The 22,712-nt window shown below is 31.7% G+C and carries 23 protein-coding genes; 3 read left to right on the forward strand and 20 right to left on the reverse strand.

Annotated features, from left to right (window positions below; genetic code table 11):
* Positions 1–36 precede the first annotated feature (36 nt).
* Positions 37–1,014, reverse strand: a complete 978-nt coding sequence (gene gpr, locus ABG79_RS06315; RefSeq protein WP_057978293.1) for a GPR endopeptidase — start codon at positions 1,012–1,014, stop codon at positions 37–39.
* 205 nt (positions 1,015–1,219) lie between these two features.
* Between gpr and rpsT the strand changes: the two genes are divergently transcribed.
* Positions 1,220–1,489 (forward strand): 30S ribosomal protein S20, encoded by a 270-nt coding sequence (gene rpsT / locus ABG79_RS06320; protein ID WP_057978296.1) that lies wholly within the window; start codon positions 1,220–1,222, stop codon positions 1,487–1,489.
* A gap of 25 nt (positions 1,490–1,514) precedes the next feature.
* On the opposite strand, the gene holA is transcribed toward rpsT, so the two are convergent.
* The 6 genes from holA to ABG79_RS06350 all read right to left on the reverse strand — a co-directional run bounded on the left by holA (position 1,515) and on the right by ABG79_RS06350 (position 9,498).
* On the reverse strand, positions 1,515–2,543 hold the full coding sequence (gene holA, locus ABG79_RS06325; RefSeq protein WP_057978298.1) for a DNA polymerase III subunit delta: 1,029 nt from the start codon (positions 2,541–2,543) through the stop codon (positions 1,515–1,517).
* Complete coding sequence (locus tag ABG79_RS06330; protein ID WP_057978300.1) at positions 2,530–4,650, reverse strand: DNA internalization-related competence protein ComEC/Rec2; 2,121 nt, start codon at positions 4,648–4,650, stop codon at positions 2,530–2,532. The genes holA and ABG79_RS06330 overlap by 14 nt, the downstream gene beginning before the upstream one ends.
* 11 nt (positions 4,651–4,661) lie before the next feature.
* A complete protein-coding gene (locus tag ABG79_RS06335) occupies positions 4,662–4,958 on the reverse strand; it encodes a hypothetical protein (protein WP_057978302.1) in 297 nt (98 codons plus the stop codon).
* Between the two features lie 114 nt (positions 4,959–5,072).
* Positions 5,073–5,567 carry an ECF transporter S component gene (locus ABG79_RS06340; RefSeq protein WP_057978303.1) on the reverse strand — a complete coding sequence of 165 codons (495 nt, stop codon included), beginning with the start codon at positions 5,565–5,567 and terminating at the stop codon, positions 5,073–5,075.
* A 435-nt stretch (positions 5,568–6,002) separates the two neighbouring features.
* On the reverse strand, positions 6,003–8,624 hold the full coding sequence (locus ABG79_RS06345; protein WP_057978305.1) for a calcium-transporting P-type ATPase, PMR1-type: 2,622 nt from the start codon (positions 8,622–8,624) through the stop codon (positions 6,003–6,005).
* Between the two features lie 187 nt (positions 8,625–8,811).
* Positions 8,812–9,498, reverse strand: a complete 687-nt coding sequence (locus ABG79_RS06350; protein ID WP_057978307.1) for a TVP38/TMEM64 family protein — start codon at positions 9,496–9,498, stop codon at positions 8,812–8,814.
* 141 nt (positions 9,499–9,639) lie between these two features.
* On the opposite strand from ABG79_RS06350, the gene ABG79_RS06355 reads away from it, so the two are divergent.
* On the forward strand, positions 9,640–9,801 hold the full coding sequence (locus tag ABG79_RS06355) for a zinc-ribbon domain-containing protein (protein ID WP_057978309.1): 162 nt from the start codon (positions 9,640–9,642) through the stop codon (positions 9,799–9,801).
* A 107-nt stretch (positions 9,802–9,908) separates the two neighbouring features.
* Positions 9,909–10,757, forward strand: a complete 849-nt coding sequence (locus ABG79_RS06360; protein WP_057978311.1) for a DegV family protein — start codon at positions 9,909–9,911, stop codon at positions 10,755–10,757.
* A 41-nt stretch (positions 10,758–10,798) separates the two neighbouring features.
* On the opposite strand, the gene ABG79_RS06365 is transcribed toward ABG79_RS06360, so the two are convergent.
* From ABG79_RS06365 to ABG79_RS06425, 13 genes are all read right to left on the reverse strand, one after another.
* The gene (locus ABG79_RS06365) at positions 10,799–12,076 is read right to left on the reverse strand and encodes an FAD-dependent oxidoreductase (RefSeq protein ID WP_057978312.1); all 1,278 of its coding nucleotides are present in this window, start codon (positions 12,074–12,076) and stop codon (positions 10,799–10,801) included.
* A 1-nt stretch (position 12,077) separates the two neighbouring features.
* Positions 12,078–13,067, reverse strand: a complete 990-nt coding sequence (locus ABG79_RS06370) for a sulfide/dihydroorotate dehydrogenase-like FAD/NAD-binding protein (RefSeq protein ID WP_057978314.1) — start codon at positions 13,065–13,067, stop codon at positions 12,078–12,080.
* 78 nt (positions 13,068–13,145) lie between these two features.
* The gene (locus ABG79_RS06375) at positions 13,146–14,267 is read right to left on the reverse strand and encodes a D-alanyl-D-alanine carboxypeptidase family protein (protein ID WP_057978316.1); all 1,122 of its coding nucleotides are present in this window, start codon (positions 14,265–14,267) and stop codon (positions 13,146–13,148) included.
* 27 nt (positions 14,268–14,294) lie between these two features.
* Positions 14,295–14,723: a GerW family sporulation protein gene (gene ytfJ / locus ABG79_RS06380; protein WP_057978318.1), complete on the reverse strand. Its 429-nt coding sequence runs from the start codon at positions 14,721–14,723 to the stop codon at positions 14,295–14,297.
* Entirely contained in the window at positions 14,707–15,261 is a 555-nt protein-coding gene (locus ABG79_RS06385; RefSeq protein ID WP_057978319.1) for a DUF2953 domain-containing protein, read from the reverse strand. Before ABG79_RS06385 ends, ytfJ begins: the two co-directional genes overlap by 17 nt.
* A 46-nt stretch (positions 15,262–15,307) precedes the next feature.
* The gene (scpB, locus tag ABG79_RS06390; protein WP_057978321.1) at positions 15,308–15,874 is read right to left on the reverse strand and encodes an SMC-Scp complex subunit ScpB; all 567 of its coding nucleotides are present in this window, start codon (positions 15,872–15,874) and stop codon (positions 15,308–15,310) included.
* Positions 15,875–16,606 carry a segregation/condensation protein A gene (locus ABG79_RS06395; protein WP_057978323.1) on the reverse strand — a complete coding sequence of 244 codons (732 nt, stop codon included), beginning with the start codon at positions 16,604–16,606 and terminating at the stop codon, positions 15,875–15,877.
* 4 nt (positions 16,607–16,610) lie between these two features.
* Positions 16,611–17,231: a site-2 protease family protein gene (locus tag ABG79_RS06400; RefSeq protein WP_057978325.1), complete on the reverse strand. Its 621-nt coding sequence runs from the start codon at positions 17,229–17,231 to the stop codon at positions 16,611–16,613.
* Positions 17,218–18,345 (reverse strand): tRNA nucleotidyltransferase/poly(A) polymerase family protein, encoded by a 1,128-nt coding sequence (locus ABG79_RS06405; protein ID WP_057978326.1) that lies wholly within the window; start codon positions 18,343–18,345, stop codon positions 17,218–17,220. Before ABG79_RS06405 ends, ABG79_RS06400 begins: the two co-directional genes overlap by 14 nt.
* A gap of 91 nt (positions 18,346–18,436) precedes the next feature.
* Positions 18,437–19,591, reverse strand: coding sequence for a D-alanyl-D-alanine carboxypeptidase family protein (locus ABG79_RS06410; protein ID WP_057978328.1), 1,155 nt, complete (start codon positions 19,589–19,591; stop codon positions 18,437–18,439).
* Between the two features lie 123 nt (positions 19,592–19,714).
* Positions 19,715–21,040 (reverse strand): pyrimidine-nucleoside phosphorylase, encoded by a 1,326-nt coding sequence (locus tag ABG79_RS06415; protein ID WP_057978330.1) that lies wholly within the window; start codon positions 21,038–21,040, stop codon positions 19,715–19,717.
* Positions 21,041–21,058: 18 nt separating this feature from the next.
* Positions 21,059–21,877 (reverse strand): purine-nucleoside phosphorylase, encoded by an 819-nt coding sequence (locus ABG79_RS06420; protein WP_057978332.1) that lies wholly within the window; start codon positions 21,875–21,877, stop codon positions 21,059–21,061.
* A 12-nt stretch (positions 21,878–21,889) separates the two neighbouring features.
* Positions 21,890–22,708 carry a purine-nucleoside phosphorylase gene (locus tag ABG79_RS06425; protein ID WP_057978334.1) on the reverse strand — a complete coding sequence of 273 codons (819 nt, stop codon included), beginning with the start codon at positions 22,706–22,708 and terminating at the stop codon, positions 21,890–21,892.
* Positions 22,709–22,712: the final 4 nt, after the last annotated feature.

A 22,712-nucleotide genomic window follows, 5' to 3' on the forward strand; every position in this document is an offset into this window, starting at 1 on the left:
TTAATACAAAAAACCCATCCTATATACGGATGGGCTTTAATGTATATATTTATTTATATCCTTAAGTTCAACACCTGGATGCACCGCAATGTTTATTGCGTTTGCTATAACTTTTGAGATATCTTCAATTAAACTATCTATTTCCTTTGGAGTTACCATTAAATCGCCTATATATGGATTTAAAATCTGACGAATCATAGTATATTTTTCATTCTTATCTACGTTTTTTAACATGTTATAAAAATCCTTGTTGTTCTTGCTCTGTTTTATTAGATTATCAATCATTAAATCTATTGTATCATTTGCAAGAGTTGCAGCATCTACAACAGTTGGAACCCCAATTGCGATAACTGGAACTCCTAAAGTGCTTTGAGACAGTTCCATTCTCCTATTGCCAACACCTGAACCTGGATTTATTCCCGTATCCCCTATTTGAATTGTTGTCACTACTCTTTCCATTTTTCTTGATGAAAGCGCATCTATGGCGATTATTACATCGGGTTTAACCTTTTCAACTACTCCTTGGATTATTTCCGCAGTTTCAATTCCTGTTATACCAAGAACTCCAGGTGATATTGCACAAAGTGGATTGATGCCTTCTTCTAAGTATTGCGGCATATACTGTTTTAAGTGTCTTGTTACAAATAGTTTTGATATAACCTTTGGTCCAAGCGAATCTGGAGTCACATTCCAATTTCCAAGACCTACAACAAGTGCAGTTCCGTCTTTCTTAAGCTTGATTAAATCCACAAGCTGCTTAGCAAGAGATTTGCCTAATCTATCGTGAAATTCAGCATCATAATGTCTAATTCCTGGAACCTCCATTGTAATATAGCTTCCAATTGGTTTTCCTATTATTTTTGCGCCCTTTTCGTCTAAAACCTTAACCACAGTAATTCTAATATCCTCATCATCCTCATTAACATCAACTGATACCCCAGGGACTTCCCTATTGCTTCCCTCTTTGTATATTTCTCGTGCTTCAATTGCAAGGTCAGTCCTGACATTAAACATATTACCACCTCTTTAATTTTTTCTATTTATATATTTTCCATTCTAAAAATTACTATACCTTCATAAAATATTTAATTTTTAAGGTATAATTTACTTGAAATGCTTACCCATTAATGTTATAATATCATTTGTTGTAATACTTAAGACTCCTTCGCAGATTCCCCATCTGCTAAAAATAAAAATACGAAATCGAGGAGGGTAGGCAATGGCAAACATAAAATCAGCCTTAAAGAGAATACAAGTTACAGAAAGAAGAACACTTAGAAACAGAATGATTAAATCATCAATGAGAACTGCAATTAAGAAGTTCGAATTAGCTTTAAACGGCGGAAATATTGATGAGGCTAAGGCTTTACTTGTTGAAGCAGTAAGAAAGATTGACCAGGCAGCTGCTAAGGGAGTTATACACGAAAACGCTGCTGCAAGACATAAGTCAAGACTTACTCTTAAGTTAAACAAAGTAGCTAATCAATAATTAAAACACCCTTAAAGGGTGTTTTTTATTTGCAAATGTTTAAAATTAAAAGTTCCATAGCAAGATTTCCGTCGCTATTCTTACCTGATTTTATATTAAAATCCGTTTCGAGGCATAAATTAAGACATTTAACAAGCTCATTCTTTGAAAACTTTTGATTTTGAGTTCTTAAATTCCTTAGAATAAATCGCCTCTTTAAATCAAGCCCTAATTTTTTCAACGCCTCTTCCTCTGAGATATTTCTGTTTCTTTCCTCTATACTCTTCAATAAATATAGGAGCCTAAATTGCCGTGTGATCATAGTAAGTATTTTTAGAATAGGTTCATTTTGGTTGATTAAGTTGGTTAATATAGAAATAGCCGATTGAGCGTCCTTTCTGCCAATGCTGTCTACCATCTTAAATACATTGCTTTCAACAGTCCTTGTTACAATGCTATCTATCATTTCATTTGTTATTTTTTCTTCGTTAATCGAAACATCTATTAGTTTATCCACTTCGCTCTTTACGTAATCTTGTGAATAATTAATTGCATCTAAAAAATAATTAATCTCTGCTTTCCCTATTTTTTTCCCGTTTTTATTTAACATTTTGTCAACATAGTTTGGTAAATCCTGCTTAGACCATGTGTAGTCTGCAACCACACCTATCTCCTGAACAACCTTGCATAGCTGATTATTCAAATCCAGTGGCAATTCAACTGTAATTAATAAAACTGTATCATCAGGCAATGATTTAACTATTTCTATAATGTTTTTAACTAAATTTTTATCAACTGCATTCTTTTCATTATCACTTATTCCAATAACGTTAAGTTTTTTTATATGAACTATCTTTCTACTCTGAAAAAAAGTTGTTGTAAAACATGCATTTTTAATCTCTTCAAAATCTGCAGTTTCAGCATCTAAAATTCTTATATCGGTTTCTTTAGAATCAACAAGAGTATAAATTTTTCTTATGCTGTTTTTTATAAAATCCTTTTCTATCCCCCCTATAATAAATACATTATGATTTTGAAACTCTCTTTCAAACTCCTTTAAATCATTGGTTAGCATCATAATCACCTTTTACTATATATTTTTTCCCATCAGTTGAAATTAAAATATTACCATTCAAGTCAGTTCTATAATATTTTATTTTCTTTTTATTAAGATAATCTAACAATTTATCCGAAGGATGTCCAAAATTATTTTTTCCAACGGAAATAACTGCTGTATCGAATTTATATTTCAAAGCAGTTTCAATTCCCATGGATGCTATCGAACCATGGTGTGGAAGCTGTATTATGTCGTAATTTGTATAATCATTTTTTATCTCATCAAGGTCGGCATCTGAAGGCAAAAGCATTGAAAAATCCTTATATACAAGTCTAAATATTAATGCATTCTCATTTTTCTCATCGGTTTCAATATATCCTTTAGGATAAAGTATATTAAGCTCTACACCGTCGACAATAATTTTATCTCCTTTAATAATATTAACATACTCTATGTTATTTTTTAATACTGCAGCTGTCAATATTTTATCCACATTTATATGGCCATTAATATATTCAAAGCCTCCAAAGTGGTCGTTATGTGTGTGAGTAATAATTAATAAATTGATTTTGTTATATCCTCTTTTTCTAATGTATGGGAGTATTCTATCCCGTGCAGCTGTATAATCTGATATTTTAGGTCCTGTATCAATTAAAATAGAGTGTCTGTTTGGAGTTTCAATAAAAATACTATCTCCCTGCCCAACATTTAAAATGGTTATACTTAGTTTATTATTCGGAGCAAAAATCGAAATAAACAATATAATTGTTAATATTAAATTAGCATATTTTATTTTTTTTAGTTTAATGATATCTAAATTTAATGCAATTAAGATATATAATACAATTAAAACTGCAAAACTGCCTTTTAAGTAGATATTTGCGTTAAATTTAGCTAATCCATCGATTAGTAAAACAAAAAATCTGCTTAGCATTAGCGGGGGATATAATAAAAATTGAAGTGAAGTTAAAATGTAAAAAAAAGTCATGGCAAAAGCTAGTATTGTTATAATAAAAATAATAGGGCTTATTAAAATATTTAAAGGAATAGTTATTATAGAAAAATATCCTTTTAAATATATAATTATAGGCAAAGTTGATAAAAATGCTGCAACGCTTATGGAAACTTCATCTTTTAATATTTTTAATCCCTTTAATTTATTTTCAACCTGCTTACTTAAAACCAGAATTCCAGCAGTTGCAGAAAATGATAAAATGAAACCAGTGTTGTATATTAAATAAGGATTGATAAGAGTCATTATTATTGCAGCGGCAGATAAATTGTTAATGCTTACAGATTGTCTTTTTATAATTCTTGCTACATTTAGCAGCAGTAGCATAATAAAAGCTCTGACAATCGATGGTTCAAAGGATGATAGAATCACCCACGCCAAACAAAAAAGTATAGATATTGATTTTCTAAGATAAAATGGCATCTTTTTTAAAACTGCATTAATAAACAAATAAATAATTCCGAGATTAAACCCTGATACAGCAAGTATATGGGAAATACCTAGCTGAGTAAATTTTTCTTTTGTTTCTAAATCAAATTCATTTGTATATCCAAACAAAAGTGCTGCAACAAATGCTCCGCCTTTTTTATCTATCTCAATTAATTTGTTAATGGTGTCGTATTTAATTTTTATCAACTTAGATATTAAATAATTTCCCCCTTTTATTTTTTCAATTTTATCTACTTTTACCCTACCAAATATATTTTTTGAAAAATAATAATTATTTTTATAGATTTGATTATCTTCAAATTTGCCACTTATAGTCACATAATCCCCAGGATTTATATCAGCTTTTTCTTTTATCAATACTATTATTTTGTAATCTGATTTTGTATTGTTTAATAGAAAATAATCATCGTATTTTTCATTAATAAACCCTTCATAATAATAAAATTTTTCAAGTGAATGGATTTTGTTTTCTACAATCTTTTCTTTTGAATAGGCCGTAATTATTCCTAGTAATACAAATAATACAGCAAAAATAAAAAGCTCCTTTTTATAATAGATTACTAAAAAAAGTGCAGTAATCGCTGCACTTAACAGAAAGATACTCCATTCAAAAAATAAAGCAATCCCAAATAGATAAAAAATAAGCAGGTATGTTAGATACATATAAACCTCCACTAAGGTCTTGTTTTATTGAGCATATCAGGAACAGGACTAGCATCAGTATGGTCGTTGTCAACATATCGTAGTTCTGCTTTAATATCAACGACATGACCGTTTTTGTTATGCTTTATTCTGACATTATCAAATCTTGCGTCATCCTGATACTTAGCAAGATAATTCCCTACTATCTCCGTAGCGCTGTATTCTGTAACGCTATCATATACGCTAAAATACTCATCTTCTGGTATTTGCAAAGTCAATTCATATATTCCATTCCTTTCAATTCTTCTATCCCTAATTCTGTTAAGCAAAATATCACCTCCACTAATATTTTTGCCAAAACTTAGTTATAATAATCATCACATTAAATAAAATAATCCCCATGAAATATTCATAGGGATTTAAAGTCCAATATTATTAAATTATCATCTTTTATACACAGCTTTAATCATACTAATTAATGGGATTGCCACAATTGCGCTTATTATACCTTGAAACAAATTACCTGGAACTGATGCAACAGCAGTTGCAAATCCGTAAAGGAAAGTTTCATAAATCAAATATCCAAATGCCATCCAAATTCCTGCTATGAAATATGAAACATACATCATAAGCTTGTTGTTTTGTGCTTCAAATTTTTGAAACAATTTTGCAGCTACAAATCCTTCGATGCCCTTTATAACCAAAGTTGCTGGTGCATAGATTGTGTAAGTCAGATAAACATCCGCAAGTGCCGAACCTAAACCACCGGCAATCATGCCTACGCTGCTTCCAAAAACAGAACCTATTACAAAAATGAAAATATCACCAAAGTTGATATAGCCTTTTACATAAGGTATCTTGATAAAAATAGTAGCGATAAATACAATCGCAATTCCTAATGCCGAATAGATTATTTTTCTTAATTTGTTGTTTTGCATAATACCCCTCCTGTTGTATCGATACAATTTCAAAATTATTATTTCATAATTATATTATTCGTTTTTTTGAAATTGTCAATAATTTTTTGAAAACAAAATTTCAGAAATAATTGTTGCCGCTAAAACAGAGATAAATTGTGTAAGTCATATTATTAAGCCTCATGAATGATTTCCTGGGCTTCGCTCATTTCGCCAAGTAACTCTAAACTTTTCTTTGTTTTCAAATGTCTTACCCTCGCGAGACGACATCCATGTCGTCCGCTCGGCTTTGAACGTCCTGTTCAAAATTACAGACATTTGAAAAGTCGAAAAGTAAGAGTTACTAAGGCTCATGAGAGGCGCCTTTAGAAATCATTTCATGAGGCTCTTTAAATTAACCTATAAATCAATTTACAACGTTTTAACGGCAACGCATTTAATATTTTTTAAAATGCTTTATTTTTGTTTTCTTATAAATTTTGCAATTTCAACAGCAAATAGTGGTGCTATGGAGCAAGCTGCAACAACCATTATTTGTTCTCCATTTAATAATGTCACCTTAAATATATTTCTAAGGAATGGTGATGCTAAAACTATTAATTGAATTATAAATGATGCTGTAGCTGCAAGGTTTAAATACTTGTTCTTAAAAATTCCATTAACTAATACTGATTTTGTCTCATACCTGTTGTTAAACGCATGAACAAGCTGTGATAAACTTAGTGTAAAGAAAGCCATAGTTCTTCCTAAAATTTCATATTCGTCAAATGACATTCCTCTTGCCTTTCCATAATTTACTCCGTATACATAAGCGATTAATGTAACAACACCTATAAATATACCTTGTAGCAATATTCTAAATCCGGCTCCCTTTGAGAATATACCTTCATCTGGGTCCCTTGGTGGCTGTTTCATTACACCTGGTTCTGCCGCTTCCATTCCGAGTGCTAGGGCTGGTAAACTATCAGTAACAAGATTAACCCATAGAATGTGGATTGGAAGCAGTGGTTCTGCCCAACCGAGCAGCGTCGCTACAAATAAAGTCACTATTTCACCGATGTTGCAGGATAATAGATAACTTATGGATTTTTTAATATTTGAATAAATTGTTCTTCCTTCTTCAACCGCAGAAACAATCGTTGCAAAATTGTCATCTGTTAAAACCATATCAGCAGCTTCCTTAGCAACGTCTGTTCCGGTAATCCCCATTGCAGCACCTATATTCGCAGTTTTTAAAGCTGGTGCATCGTTTACTCCGTCACCTGTCATAGCAACAATCTGACCATTTTTCTTCCATGCTTCAACAATTCTAACCTTATGTTCTGGAGATACTCTTGCATAAACGCTATATTTCTTAACATTGTTGAACAACTCATCGTCTGACATTTTTTCAAGTTCAGCACCAGTTATAGCTTCACTTTCATCATTTAATATCCCTAATTCCTTTGCGATAGCAATGGCTGTAGATTTATGGTCACCTGTAATCATAACAGGCTTTATTCCTGCAGTTTTACATACATGCACTGCGTCTTTTGCCTCTTCTCTTGGTGGGTCTATCATTCCAATAAGTCCTGCAAAAATCAAATCATTTTCTGCACTTTCAATTTCAACTTTATCCACTACTTTATATCCAGCAGCTAAAACTCTAAGTGCATTTTTTGCCATTTCCTCATTTGCGTTTTTAATATTTTCCAAATCCTCATTAGTTATTTCTCTAATTTTATCTCCATCCAACACATATTTACACCTTGAAAGAAGTATGTCCGGTGCACCTTTTGTATTTACTTCTATTTTGTCTCCATTTTTATTGAAGGTAGTCATGAGCTTTCTATCAGAGTCAAATGGTATTTCCTCGATTCTTACATATTCCTCATCAAGTTTTCTCTTGTCAATGCCTACTGAAAAAGCCATATCTATCAATGCCGTTTCAGTTGGGTCTCCTATTGTTTTATACTTACCATCTTCATCGACAATTTTTGTATCGTTGCATAAATTTGAAATGTATATTACTTTTTTTGCATCAGTAATATCATCAGCAAAACCGTTTATTGTATAAATTCTTTTTACTGTCATTTTATTTTGTGTTAACGTTCCTGTTTTATCTGAGCAAATAACAGTTGCACATCCTAAAGTCTCAACTGCAGGAAGTTTTCTTATAATAGCGTTACGTTTTATCATCTTTTGAACACCAACAGCTAAAACTATTGTTACTACAGCAGGCAATCCTTCTGGTATAGCAGCAACAGCAAGCGAAATAGAAGTCATAAACATTTCAAGCAATTCTTTCCCCTTTAATATACCTACGATAAACATGATTCCGCATATTACAAGCGCAGCTATACCCATCCACTTTCCGGCTTCTTCTAATTTAATTTGTAGTGGTGTCTGCTCTTCCTCTACATTAGCAAGCATATCTGCTATTTTACCTATCTCGGTTTTCATTCCTGTAGCAACAACAATACCTTTTCCTCTTCCATATGTAACCATAGAAGACATAAAGGCCATATTCTTTCTGTCACCTATGCCTATGTTTTCACTATCCAAAGCTCTGTCATTTTTTTCTACAGGAACAGATTCACCTGTCAATGATGATTCTTCAATTTTAAGATTAGATGTTTCAATCAATCTTAAATCAGCTGGAACGTATCTACCAGCTTCAAGAACCACTAAATCTCCGGGAACAATTTCTCTTACAGGTATTTCCAAGGAAATACCATTTCTTATTACATGCGCGAGTGGAGCGGCCATCTTTTTAAGTGCCTTGAGCGATTCTTCTGCTTTATTTTCCTGAATTACACCTAAAGTTGCATTAATAATTACAACTAACAATATTATAATCGAATCAGCAACTTCTCCTACAAATCCTGAAATTATAGCGGCTCCAATAAGTATCAATACTAAAAAGTCCTTGAATTGGTCCATAAACTTTTGAAATGTCGTTCTAGTTTTCTTTTCCTTAAACTCGTTAAATCCATATTCTTCTATTCTTTTTTTAACTTCATCGTTTGTTAAGCCCCTATCGCTCGTGTTTAATTCGTTAAATACTTCTTCCTTTGTTTTTGCATAAAATGCCTTCATTCCAAAACCTCCCGTAATTATTTTGTCAATTAAAAAAGACCTTTATCCATGAAAAACATAGATAAAGGTCTTACTCACAAGTAAATCTTGCTAGCCGACCGGGCATTTGCCGTATTGACGACCGACTAAGGCAATTTGCCGAGTTACTCCCCTTCATATGTTAATTATAAAGATTTAATAAAATTTGTCAACTGATTTCACTGTTATCTTCATTTTCAAAATCTATATCATCTAAATTGTTTTTTGAAATTTTTTTGTATAATAAAGGTATTAGTGCTAAACAAACAAGAAGCAAAATTGCTATAAAAAACTCCTTAGACATAACATTTTTTAAAGAACTGCCAAAATAACTATAAATAAAAGTTCCGGGAATTATCCCAAGTATTGTTCCTAACAAATAATCCTTCATACTAATATCAGATAAACCGCAAATATAGCTTACTGCATCAAACGGAAGTATTGGAACTACTCTAAGCATAAAGGTGACATAAAAACCGTGCTCTCTTGACTTTTTCCCAAGTCTTTTGTATTTACCATTTAATAATTTTTCAACTAAATCCTTTCCAAAAAATCTTGCTAAATAATAGGCTATAACTGAGCCTATTATGCTTCCTATTAATGTATACAAAGTTCCAACAAAAGCCCCAAATAACAACCCACCCAAAGCTGAAAATATACCTACGGGGAGCAAAATTAAAGGTCTAACAGTGCATAAGACCAAGAAAATAACAGGTGCAGTATTTCCAAATGATAAAACATAAGACTTAAGATTAGCCATATTATATATTTTATAATGAATTATAAAGCTTACCATAGCAATAAAAAACAATAACAAAACTGCTAGCTTTTTGAAAGATACGCTTCTTTCTATCATTTTATTTCTCCTTACAAAATAATCAAAATCATTTTAACATTAATTCCCTAATATTTCAATATTTTATATAATTAGTTGTATATTTTCATAAGTTTTGGAAATATTACTAATGTAACTAATTTAATCTTAGGAGGTTTACTTATGTCAGACAAAAATCTTTTATGTAAAGAATGTGGAAAGGAATTTGTTTTTACGGAAGGAGAGCAGGCATTTTACAAAGAAAAAGGATTTGAAAATGAACCTGTTAGATGTCCAAAATGCAGAAAAGCAAGAAAACAAGAAAGAAGGGGTATGGGAAGATAAATGGGGATTTAATCCCCATTTTTTAATATTTCTAAACATTTATAATTTTATATAGCATGAATACCTAAAAAATGATATAATAACCTCAAAATAATAGGAGGTTGTTTATGGAAAAAATTGCTCTTCTTACAGATAGTTCATGTGATATTCCAAAAGATTTGCTTAATAAATTCGGAATAAACGTTGTTTCTTTAAGAATAATCTATAATGATAAAGAATACAGAGACGGAGTTGACATTACACCTCAAGAGATATATTCAAATCTAGATAGTGAAATACCAAAAACATCAATGCCTTCTCCATCAGATGTGTTGAATAAATTTAATGAGTTAAAAGAAAAAGGATTTACCCACTGCATTGCTATAACTATCTCTTCTGGATTAAGTGGGACATACGATATGTTTAAACTAATTGAAAAAGAAATAGAAGATTTAAAAATTTCAGTAATTGATTCTAAAATATTATCCACAGGATTAGGGCACTTAGTATTAGAAGCAGCAAAACTTGTGAGCCAAAACGTTAATTTTGAAAAGATAGTCGAAATATTAGAAAACCTTAGGCATAAAACAAAAGGATTCTTTATTGTAGACACTCTTGAATATTTGAAAAAGGGTGGAAGAATAAGTAGTTTTTCAGCAAAAATTGGTTCACTCTTAAATATTAAACCTGTTATATCAATCGATGAACTAGGAAAATATTTTATGTTTGCAAAGGTTAGAGGTAAAAATCAAGCAATACAAAAAATGCTAGATGAATTGAAATCTGCCTGCGAAAATACTCTTGTAAACGTTGGAATACCGCATGCAAATGCTGAATTGGAAGCTATCGAACTTGCAAAAAAAATTAAGGAAATAAAAAATGTTAAAGAAATACTAATAAATGAAGTTAGTCCAGCCTTAAGTGTTCATTCTGGTCCAGGGCTTCTTGGTCTAACTTTTATGCCAGTTGAAAACTAATTTTAACCCCATGTATTGATTTCTACATGGGGTTTTATTTTTCAAATTATTCTAGTTTCAAAAAATTTTTCAAGCATTAATGACCTTACACGATTCCTAATTTCTTCAACATTTGTTGTATAAAGCCCTAATTTTTTCATTCTTTCAAAATAGTTAGCTCCAGCAAATGTATACCTTAATTTTAAGCCTTCTATTGATTTTTTCATCTCATTTTCATGGTTTATTATGTCGCCAACAGCAAGTGTAATTGGCAATTCAACAAGATTTAGCCCCAATCCTGCCCTTACAGCATTATAGCCTGCTAGTGTTCCTGTTACAATTGCCTCTGTATGGCCAACAAATAGACCGCTTTTTTCTCCTCCAACGAATAAATTATCTAACCCGCATACCTTCATTGTATTTTCCCTTGGTGCCATGGACAAATATCTAATTGAATTAGCCTTACCACCAGAATATGGATCAACAAATTTTGCCTTTTCAAGCCCAGGAATCTTTCTCAGCTTTTCTAAGGGATAATAGCTCGTCATAAGTTTTGCATGCCCGGTATCTAATAAAACAATGTTCTCAGCAAACTCTTTCAATGCATACTGCTGACATACCTTCATGTTTAATTTTTCAACGTTTATATCTTCTTTTGGAACTGGTAAAACAACAACTCCATCCTTGTTTAGTTTTTCTTGAATATCTTCAGATAATGTTTCCTTTACAAGTTTGCACGACCCGCTCATTGCGCCAAAACTTTCATCTCCTCTTAGTCCTTGTATGTCTTCTACTCCTGCTCTCATCGAAATACTTATCCTAGGACCATAAGACGGACAACGCAATATGCACATTGAGCATCCTTGACCATACCTTAAGCAGTTACCAATAGGTCCTGTAGAACCAGTAGTTTCTACAAACACATCACCTTCTATTTCTGTTCCATCAAACAAATATATAGATTTTATTCTATTGCCTTCAGTTCCAACATCAACAACTCTTGTTTCAAATATTACGTTTACCCCCTTTGAATATAGATAATTTCTTACTTCAGGCTCTATCCTATTAACATCATATAAAGTTGCATGTTTATGGCCTGGGAAATCAACATTTTTATGCCTTGCACAATTGTCTGCAATTTTAAATAAATCTCCACCACCTAGTGCTATCATCTCCTCAGCTGCAGTAAATCTCCCATTGTTCCTTATAATTCCACCAACATTACCAAGCCCTAATAGTAAGTCTGTTTTTTCAATTAATAAAACTTCTGCGCCACATTTCTTTGCCTGAAGTGCTGCAGCACATCCTGCCCATCCACCGCCAATAACTATTATTCTCATATTAAACCTCTCCTTTAGGCTTAATAAATAATTCTGCTGGATTGTATTGCTGTTTGCATGTTTTAATTAAATGATTATGAAGTTTAGCCTCACAGCTTCCACAAACGCCTTCACCGCATGTAATTATTCCATTATTCACTGTTGCAAATTTTAAACTATTGTCAAATTGATATAAATGATTTAATAATAATTCATGAAATTCATCACTGCCTGCTGAAAGGATAACTTTAAATTCGTATTTTTTCTTTAACTCTGCAATAATTTTTATAAACTCCTCTTTTAAGCTATATTTGCTATAATCTACCATGCTAACATCTATTATTTTGCAACCCAAGTCAGTAAAATCTTTTTTTGCAAAATTCTCTGAATGTCTTCCTACATCTAACGCAACTATTATTTCATTTCCTTTAAGTTTTAGTTTTTTTGCAACCATTAGTGCCGGTGCAGCTGCAACTCCCCTTGCTGCTATAAATAACGTTGAGTTTTTTAAACCTTTTAGAAACACTTGTCCTTGAATGCCATTCCAGTATGGACCCTTTAATAATATTTTGTCACCTGCTAGTCCCAAGTTCTTAGTCTTTACACCAATAATTTTTACAACCACAGTTATTTGGTTGTTCTTTAAATTGCTCTTCATTATTGAAATAGGAGTTGAAAAAAATTCAGGGGACTTTGGGTTTTTTAAAAAAACATAAGAACCAATTGAATTCAATTGCCTTGCCAGATGTGCATTAACTTGAATATCAAATTTTATCAAATCGTCCCTTATATATTTCTTATCCACTACTACATATTCAGCAAATTCTCTAACTTTTTTACTTTTATTATGGTTCCAATAATACTCCTGAAAAATGCAACTCCCTTTCCAGTTTAAGCAATCACAAAATGTTTTACCTCTTAGTTGTGAACAGATTATGCATTCTCCTGTGTCTGCAAGATTGCAGGGACAAAACTCTGTTCCAGCATCGATGCAATCAATATATCTAAACAACTTAACTCCCCCCTTTCCATATAATTAAAATATTCACTTAATAATAAAATGGTTACAAAAAAAACACCCAAATGGGTGTTAATAATAATTAAATATATCTTTAATTATGTCAAAGAAATTTTTTCTTTTAACTTCTCTATCGCTATATAAAGGATACTTTGCTATAATATCCTTATCTAATCTTACGACTAAATTTCCAACTATTTCATTTTTTGCAATAGGTGCAAACATAACAGATGGCACATACAGTTCAACATTTATCTTATCCTTTTCTTCTTTCTTAATAGGTAAAAACAACTCATCCTTTGCCTGTATTAATATATTTCTGCTATTTCCTCCGTAAACAAATAAACTTTTAATTATCTCTTCCTTTTCAGCAATTTTAATAAATTTATAATTTTCTGTAGCATATTTTACAAGTTTCTCGGCATCCTTCCATCTATCTCCACTATTTAATACTACACATATATATCTGCCAAATTTGTGTCTTACAGAAGCAACTAAACATTTTCCTGCATTTCCTGTAAATCCGGTCTTAATTCCATCTGAATTATCCACCCTAAATAAGAATTTATTTATATTGGTATAATTTCTTTTGAACTGTCCTGATACTCCATAGGATATATCCTTTGTAGCTACAATTTTTGAAAATACTTCGTTTCGCATTGCATATGCAGATATTTTTGCAAGGTCATTTGCAGTTGTAAAATGATCTTCTGCATCAAGTCCATGGGGGGTTACAAAGCTTGTATTTAAGGCCCCTAATTCAATTGCTTTGTTATTCATCATTCGAATAAAATTAGTTACATTGCCACCAATATGTTCTGCTATTGCTACTGCAGCATCATTGCCAGACTCAAGCATTAGACCATACAATAGTTCCTCCAACGTAACCTTTTCACCTGCCTTTAATCCTGCGGAGGAGCCAGAAACCGAGGCAGCTTTTGTTGAAACTGTTACAACATCGTTTAATTTCCCCTTTTCTATTGCAATTATTGCTGTCATAATTTTTGTCGTGCTAGCCATTGGCAAAATTTTATTTCCGTTTTTGCTATATAAAATTCTTCCTGATTCTTGATCAATGACAGTTGCTGAAACGCAATTTAAATTCAATGCAGGAACAGGAACTTTCGAAAAACAAACCTTGCTTGTTGAAGTAAATATCATTATAAATAAAATGATTGTATAAACTTTTTTCAAAGCAATCCAACCTCCAAAAGCTAATCATTAAGTAGCATTAAATCCTTCATCTTCAACATTAACATATTTATCTCCCTTTTTTTTATCTTTTCTAAAATAATTTATAATTTCTTCAATTAAATCTGGAACGCCATCTATAATCCTTTCTATAGAATTAGCTTGATTTACCGGCAATAATTTAACACTATCCTTTGAAACTACTAGAAATGCTACAGGATGTAAAGTCATACCTGCACCACTTCCACCACCAAATGGAAATTTTGCTTTATCATCCATCTTGCGTTCATTAGTAAATTCTGTTCCCCCTGATGCAAATCCTATACATACCTTTGATATGGGAATGATAACAGTACCATCATGCGTTTCCACAGGTTCACCTACAATGGTGTTAACGTCTATCATTTCCCTCAAATTATCCATAGTTGTTCTCATAAGAGCTTCAATTGGATGTTCCATATGCTAATTCACCCTTTCTTTTCAATTTATATATGTAAATTAGTTTAAACAAAATTAGAATAAGTAAGTAATTTTTCAACTTCACTACTAATTTCAATTCTAGATTAAATTTCTGTTCATTGAATTTTGGAACAAAGTTATATTCTGATATAAATTCTTTAAAATAATTTTTAAAATAAACATCAAAGGAATAGGCCAATGAATTTAGCAATCCATAAAATATACCAGTTATATCTGGTTCTGAAAATCCAAATATAAATTTAAGATTTAATAGTATGCTTATTTTAAATCTTATATCCTTTAATATTTCTTGAATTATTCTAACTAAATTTACATATTTGTTAAAATCAGCCTTAATGCCACTCTTTTTATCATTTTGAGACTTCTCTTTTATATTCTTTTCAAATACTTTTATTTTTATAACAGTAAAAAACACAAAATTCAAAATTAATTTGTCCAATTTTATTATTATTTCAATCCAACCCTGTGAAAAAAGTAAAAATAAAAAAACTAAAATAAAAGCTAGTAATATTTTCATAAATTCACCTCAATTAAAAAAGGAAGAATAAATATACTTCATATATTTATTCTTCCTTTTTTTCCAAATTAAATTCAATTAATTTAGGTAATTCTTTCAAATTATTAAAACCAAAATATTTCAAAAATTCTTCGGTAGTTTCATAAATTATAGGTCGCCCTATAGTTTCAAGCCTTCCAGCTTCTGCTATAAGCCCATAATCCATTAATGTAGATAAGGCTTTATCACTTCTAACTCCTCTTATTTCATCTATTTCAGATTTTGTTATTGGTTGTTTATATGCTATAATTGCCAATGTTTCCAAAGCAGCTTGTGAAAGGTTATGTCTAGAATCTGATTTTACCATTCTTTTAATATAGTGGCTATATTCAGGCTTTGTTGAAAGCTGAACTTTATCATTAAATTCAAGTAAAATTATGCCTCTTGATTCGTCTTCATATTCTTGCTTTAATTCCTTTAAAATGCTCTCCATCATATTTTTGTCAATCTGTAGTATTTCCTTTATCTCCTTCTTTAAGACTGCATCACCAGATACAAACAATATACTTTCTATAACTCCCTTAATTCTTTTTCTATCTTTATCATGATTTAAATCTAAATAAATTTCCGACATTTACTCCATCCCCTCAATGATTATATCTCCAAAATTTGAGTCTTGATAGGCTATAATGTTTCTTAATTTAATTAATTCCAACATAGCAAGAAAAATAACTATAATTTCAAGATTTGATTTTATTGAAACAAAAAAATCGTTAAACTTCATCTTCTTTTTTAATTTTACAACCTTTAATATCTCATCCATTTTGTCTTCTATTTTATACTCATCGTGGTCAATATTTTCAGGTATAAGAAATTTTTGATTAAATCTTTTCTCATAATTGTTCAACACTTTGTTAAATGCCTTCATTATATTTTCAAGTGTTATATTCTTTAATAATACATCTTTGTTGTCATCAATGTCGTCAATTATTTCAGGTTGTTTAAAATAAATATGATAACTTTCTGACTTCTCTCTTAGCTTATTTGCAAATTCTTTATACTTTTTATATTCAACCAATTTTTCTACAAGTTCTTTTCTTGGGTCTAAATCAGCAGCTTCTTCATTTTCAGGTTTAATCTTAGGAAGCAGCATTTTTGATTTAATCTCAAGAAGAGTTGCTGCCATTACGATAAACTCGCTTGCTATTTCAAGGTCTAACTCTTCCATAGCTTTTAGGTAATTAATATACTGCTCTGTTATTTCAAATATTGGAATATTATATATATCAACTTTAGATTTTTTTATCAAGTGTAGTAATAGGTCTAGAGGTCCTTCGAAAGCTTCAATCTTTATAGTTATAGACATATAATCACCTGCTAACTAATTGTATTGCCAATGCTATTATTCCGCCAATTGTTAAATTGATAATTGTAGATATAAACCTTTGAAATGGAGAAAACATAAGAAGTAAAAATAAAATAAAAGTCCCCTTTCCTTCCATTGAATAAATAAATTCTGCTGCTTTACCTCTAAAAACTTCTGCAAATATTTTCGAGCCATCTAGTGGTGGAAGTGGTAATATATTAAAAACAGCTAAACCAGAATTGATTACAATCAAATCCCTTAAAAAATATACAATGGATTCAGATGTAGGCTCAAAAGCAAAATATACGGCTGCCGAAAAAAAAGCTAAAACTAAATTTGAGAGAGGACCTGCAGCTGAAGTTAAAATAATACCTATTCTCCTATTTTTATAATTGTTTGGATTAATAGGAACTGGTTTAGCCCATCCAAATTTAAAAATAAACAATGAAATCATTCCCATTAAATCAATATGTGCAAAAGGATTTATTGTTAGTCTTCCATAAAAAGATGGTGTTTCGTCTCCATGAGCAGTAGATACAAGGGCATGTGAAAATTCATGAACCGACAAGGAAATTATTATTGCTATGGCAGTCAAAATAAAAGTTGCAACGTTATAGCTGAACATCAGTCCTACCTCCAAACTCCAATAACTTATTTAATTTGTATTCTAAAATAAAATCCCTTCTTTTGCTTTCTTCTATATTTTTAATCAGGTTTTCATCGATTTTTATAGAACTTTTCGCAGCGATGTATTTGCTAATAACTTCGCTTTCAAATATTGACATTAATAAATTATCGTTTAGTCTCTTCTCGTTTTTCAAAATGAAGCTGTATATTTCTTGTAGTTTATTTAATCTTACAATATCGCAAAGAGTTTTAATGACTTTAGTTAGTTCTAAAAAATCTCTGCTCAAGCAGAATTCTTTTACAATTTCTTCTAAATCAAAATGTTTATTATTGAAGAAAACACATGCTAATTTTTCTTCGTCATTAAGTTTTAAGAAATATTGCTGTCTTAAACTACAGTTTAACATTATATGCTTATTAAATATAGTCCCTAAAATATTAAGCCTTAGTAATTCATTCAAAGCATGATTAAAATTTTTTTCCTTTAATATAGCACTAATTTCATTACTTATTCTTTGCTTAGGAATTAAATTTACAAATCCATCCATTAAGGCATTAACCATTAACGATTCAGTCATTTCATCATAATTAAAATTTAATCTTGATGCATACTTTATTGCTCTAAAAATCCTAATAGGATCATCTATAAAGCTTTTTTTGTGTAAAATTTTTATAATTCCTTTTTTTAAGTCGTTAATTCCGTTTAAAATATCAATATATCTATAGTTTTTGAAATCAAAAGCGATAGAGTTAATTGTAAAATCCCTTCTTTTCAAATCATCTTCGATAATGGATGATTTAATTATTGGTTTACAGGCTGGCACGGGATAATATTCCTTTCTTGCCATTACAAGGTCTATATCAATTCCACCTATCTCAAATTTAGAAGTATTATAATAGTCATTATATCTATATTCAACATTAAATAAGTTTGATATATATTCAGTCAACCTATAATGTTTTTCTGGCGTAGCGATTACAGCAAAATCGTAATCATAAGATTTCACTCCCAACAGATAATCTCTCACTGAACCACCAACTAAATATATATTGAAATTTTGACTTAAAATGGCCTCAACAAAATCTTTTAAAATCTCATTATCAAATTTCATCCAATCACCCATTATTAATATTCCCTATAAGTATATAATTTTTAGAATAAACTATCAAGAAAAAAATCATGTCGGAAACCCGACATGATTTTTACTTAATATTTAGATACATTTTAATCATCTTTGCAAGAACATCAATATAATTTACTTTATTAATATCTTCATCAACTACTACAGGCGCCTGACCGTATACAATCTCACCATCCACTGCTTTTAGTATTCCAACTACATCTCCCTTTTTAATCGGCAGTTTCAAATCCCTAAACAGTTCTACTTTATTTTGATATTTAAGTTTAGTTCCTTTTTCAACAATAATCTTTAAATCTTCATTAGCAATCAGGTTAACCTTCTCAGGTTTTGACATTGGTAATTTAATTTCCCCTACTACATCGCCCTTCTTAACAGCAGTAATTGTTTCATATTTTGCAAAACCTATATCTAGCAATCTACCTGCCATTTCGTTTCTTTCATTAGCCGAAGGTGCTCCCATTATGACTGATATGAATCTTATTCCGTTTCTTTGGGCTGTTGCAGATATGCAATACATGGATTCTTTAACATATCCAGTCTTTATTCCATCGCATCCAAGGTATCTTCTAATCATTTTATTTCTGTTAACTAATGTGAAGGGCTCTTTTCTCCCTTCGCTTATTGTTTCCATCCAAATTTTAGTATAATCCAGTATTTTAGAATGTTTTAATAGTTCCCTTGACATTATAGCAACATCGTAAGCAGAAGTATAATGATTTGTGTCATAGAAACCCGTGCAATTAACAAAATGAGTATTCTTCATTCCAAGTTCTTTAGCTCTATTATTCATTTTTTCGACAAATGATTCTTCAGTTCCAGCCAAGTATTCAGCTAATGCCACAGATGCATCATTCGCAGATTCTATCGAGACGCCTTTTAAAAGTTCCTCCACAGTTCTAATTTCGCCCTGTTCAAGAAACATAGTGCTACCACCCATGGATTTTGCTCGTGGACTAACTACAACCTTATCTGTAAGTTTAATCTCTCCCCTATCTATAGCTTCCATAGTAAGTAGCATAACCATTATCTTTGTAACACTCGCGGGATATACTTTTTCATGAGAATTTAGTTCGTAAAGCACCTTGCCAGTGCTATTTTCAATAAGTATTGCAGATTTACAATCCAATTTCAAATCAGGTTCCTTTGCCGCATAAACATTGTCTGAAAAAACTATGAGCATTATTATGGTAAGAAGTATTGCTGCAAACCTTTTCATATGTAAACCTCCTCGTTTTTGATTTATCTTTATTTTTCCCATTCCAAAAATTTTTATGTTTATGCAGCAAATATAGATTAAATTAAAAAGAGCCCTAATTTTAAGGGCTCAAAACAGATTCAATTAAAATCTTTGTATTCCATCCTTTGTAACAACACCGAAGATTAGTGGTCGTTGCTCAACTTTTTCTTCAACTATTTCAAACGCGTTTTCCAATCTTCTTTCACAATCTGCCAATTTGCTCATATCATTGACATGAATATAGCATAGAGTTTCTCCCTCATTTACGTAATCTCCGACTTTTTTATTAAGAACAATACCAACAGCTAAATCAACTTCGCTTTCCTTTGTCTCTCTTCCTGCACCTAAAACAAGTGCAGCAATACCTACATCAATTGCAACTATTTTATTTATATAACCGCTTTTCTTAGCTTTATATTCAATTACATTTTTTGCAGTTGGAAGCAACTCTGGGTTGTCAATAACGTCTGGATTTCCACCCTGTGCAACTACAAATTCTTTAAATTTATTTAAAGCAGAACCGCTTGTTATTGTTTCTTCTAATATTTTTCTTGCTTTCTCAACTGTATCGGCCTTATTTGCAAGTATAAGCATATACGAACCTAGTGTCATGCACAATTCATATAAATCCTTTGGACCATGCCCTTTAAGCGTGTCTATAGCTTCCTTTACTTCCAATGCGTTTCCAACAGCAAGTCCCAGCGGCTCATCCATATCTGAAACAATTGCAACTGTGTTTCTGCCTACATTTGTTCCTATATCAACCATTTCCTTTGCAAGCGCAAATGAATCATCCAATGTCTTCATAAAGGCTCCAGCACCTGTTTTTACATCTAATACTATTGCATCAGCCCCTGCAGCAATTTTCTTGCTCATAATACTTGAAGCAATCAAAGATATATTGTCAACCGTTGCAGTAACATCTCTTAATGCATATAATTTTTTATCAGCAGGCGCAAGGTTTGCAGTTTGACCTGCAACTGCAAGCTTTACCTTATTTACATTTTCAATAAATTTTTCCTTTGGCATTTCAATTGACAGACCGCTTATAGATTCAAGTTTATCAAGCGTTCCGCCGGTATGGCCTAGTCCTCTTCCAGACATTTTTGCAACCGGAGCTCCAGCTGCAGCTACCATCGGTCCTAGAACAAGAGTTGTAGTATCTCCTACACCGCCGGTTGAATGCTTATCTACCTTAATTCCTTCAATTGCTGACAAATCCACAACTTCACCAGAGTTTACCATTGCCATTGTAAGGTCAGCAGTTTCTCTTTTATTCATCTTTTGAAAATAAATTGCCATCAAAAGAGCCGACATTTGATAGTCTGGAATTTCTCCTTTTGTATATCCGTTAACTACAAAATCTATTTCCTCTTTAGTCAGTTCCCCGCCGTTTCTTTTTTTGAGTATAATATCATACATTCTCATAGTGTTTTCCCCCTGTAATTAAATGTTTACAATAATCTCTTTAACTAGCTTTACAAATTTTTCAGTTGCCCTTGCAGCAGTTGCAACAACTCTTTCATGGTCGAGTGGCTCAAGGTTATCTGGTATTGCCATATCAGTTATGCAGGAAATACCTAAAACCTTCATACCACCATGATTTGCAACAATGACCTCTGGAACGGTTGACATACCTACAGCATCTGCACCCATAATTCTTAACATTCTAAGCTCCGCTGGTGTTTCGTAGTTTGGTCCAGACACTGCTACATAAACACCCTTTTGAACCTTAATATCCAGTTTGTTTGCGCAATTTTCCGCTATAGCTATCAGTTCCCTGTTATAAGCCTGTGACATATCAGGAAATCTTGGTCCAAGTTCTTCAAAATTTCTTCCTATCAATGGGTTAGTTCCAATAAAGTTAATATGGTCGGTAATTAACATTAAGTCCCCTGCTTCAAATTCCGGATTCATTCCACCTGCAGCATTTGTAACTATAATCTTTTCAATTCCAAGAGCTCTCATAACTCTAATTGGTAGTGTTACATCCTTCATGTCATGTCCTTCATAATAATGAAATCTACCATTCATAGCCATTACAAATTTATCCCCAATATTGCCAAATATAAATTCACCGGCATGACCAACAACTGTAGATTCAGGGAAGTGTGGAACTTCACTGTATTTTATAACCATTTTGTTTTCAATCTCTCCAGCAAGTTTACCAAGACCTGAGCCTAAAATTACTGCAACATCTGGAGTTTTTTTAATTTTACTTTTAATATATTCTTTTGCTTCATTTATTCGATTTAAGTAATTCATATGTCCGCCTCCTTACATTTCTATTATTATTTTTTTTACAAGAGTAACAAACTTCTCTCTAACCATCATTGATGTTTCAATGACTTCTTCATGGTTCAGAGGTTGGTCCAAAATGCCCGCTGCCATATTTGTAATACATGATATTCCAAGAACATCAATACCGCTGTGGTTTGCAACTATAACTTCAGGAACTGTTGACATTCCAACAGCATCAGCACCTAGTTTTCTTATTGCTCTTATTTCTGCTGGTGTTTCATAATTTGGTCCGGTCATCATAAAATAAACGCCTTCAACTACTTCTATATTGTTTTCTTTGGCAACTTTTTTAGCAATTTCAATTAATTCCTTGTTGTATGGGTTTGACATATCAGGGAATCTTGGTCCAAATTCCTCCATATTCTTTCCTATCAAAGGATTTGCCATAGAGAAATTAACATGATCCTTTATTAGCATTAAATCGCCTGGTCTAAATCCAGTATTAACACCACCAGCTGCATTCGTAACAATTAGTTTTTTTATTCCAAGAAGTGCAAAAACTCTAATCGGCATTGTAACAATCTTCATGTCATAGCCTTCATAGAAATGGAATCTGCCATTCATCAACAATACTTTTCTTCCTTGCAGACTTCCATAAACAAATTTTCCTGCATGTCCTGCAACTGTTGAAACTGGGAAATTAGGTATTTCATTGTATGGTATTTCGATTTTGTCTTCAACTTCGTCGGCAAGAATTCCTAGGCCTGAGCCTAGGATTATTGCAACCTCTGGTATTTCAGGTAGTCTGTCCTTAATATATTTTACTGCTTCATTTATCTTTTCTATTCCAATCATTTTA

It is taken from the genome of Caloramator mitchellensis, from assembly GCF_001440545.1.
GTDB classification, from domain to species: domain Bacteria; phylum Bacillota; class Clostridia; order Clostridiales; family Caloramatoraceae; genus Caloramator; species Caloramator mitchellensis.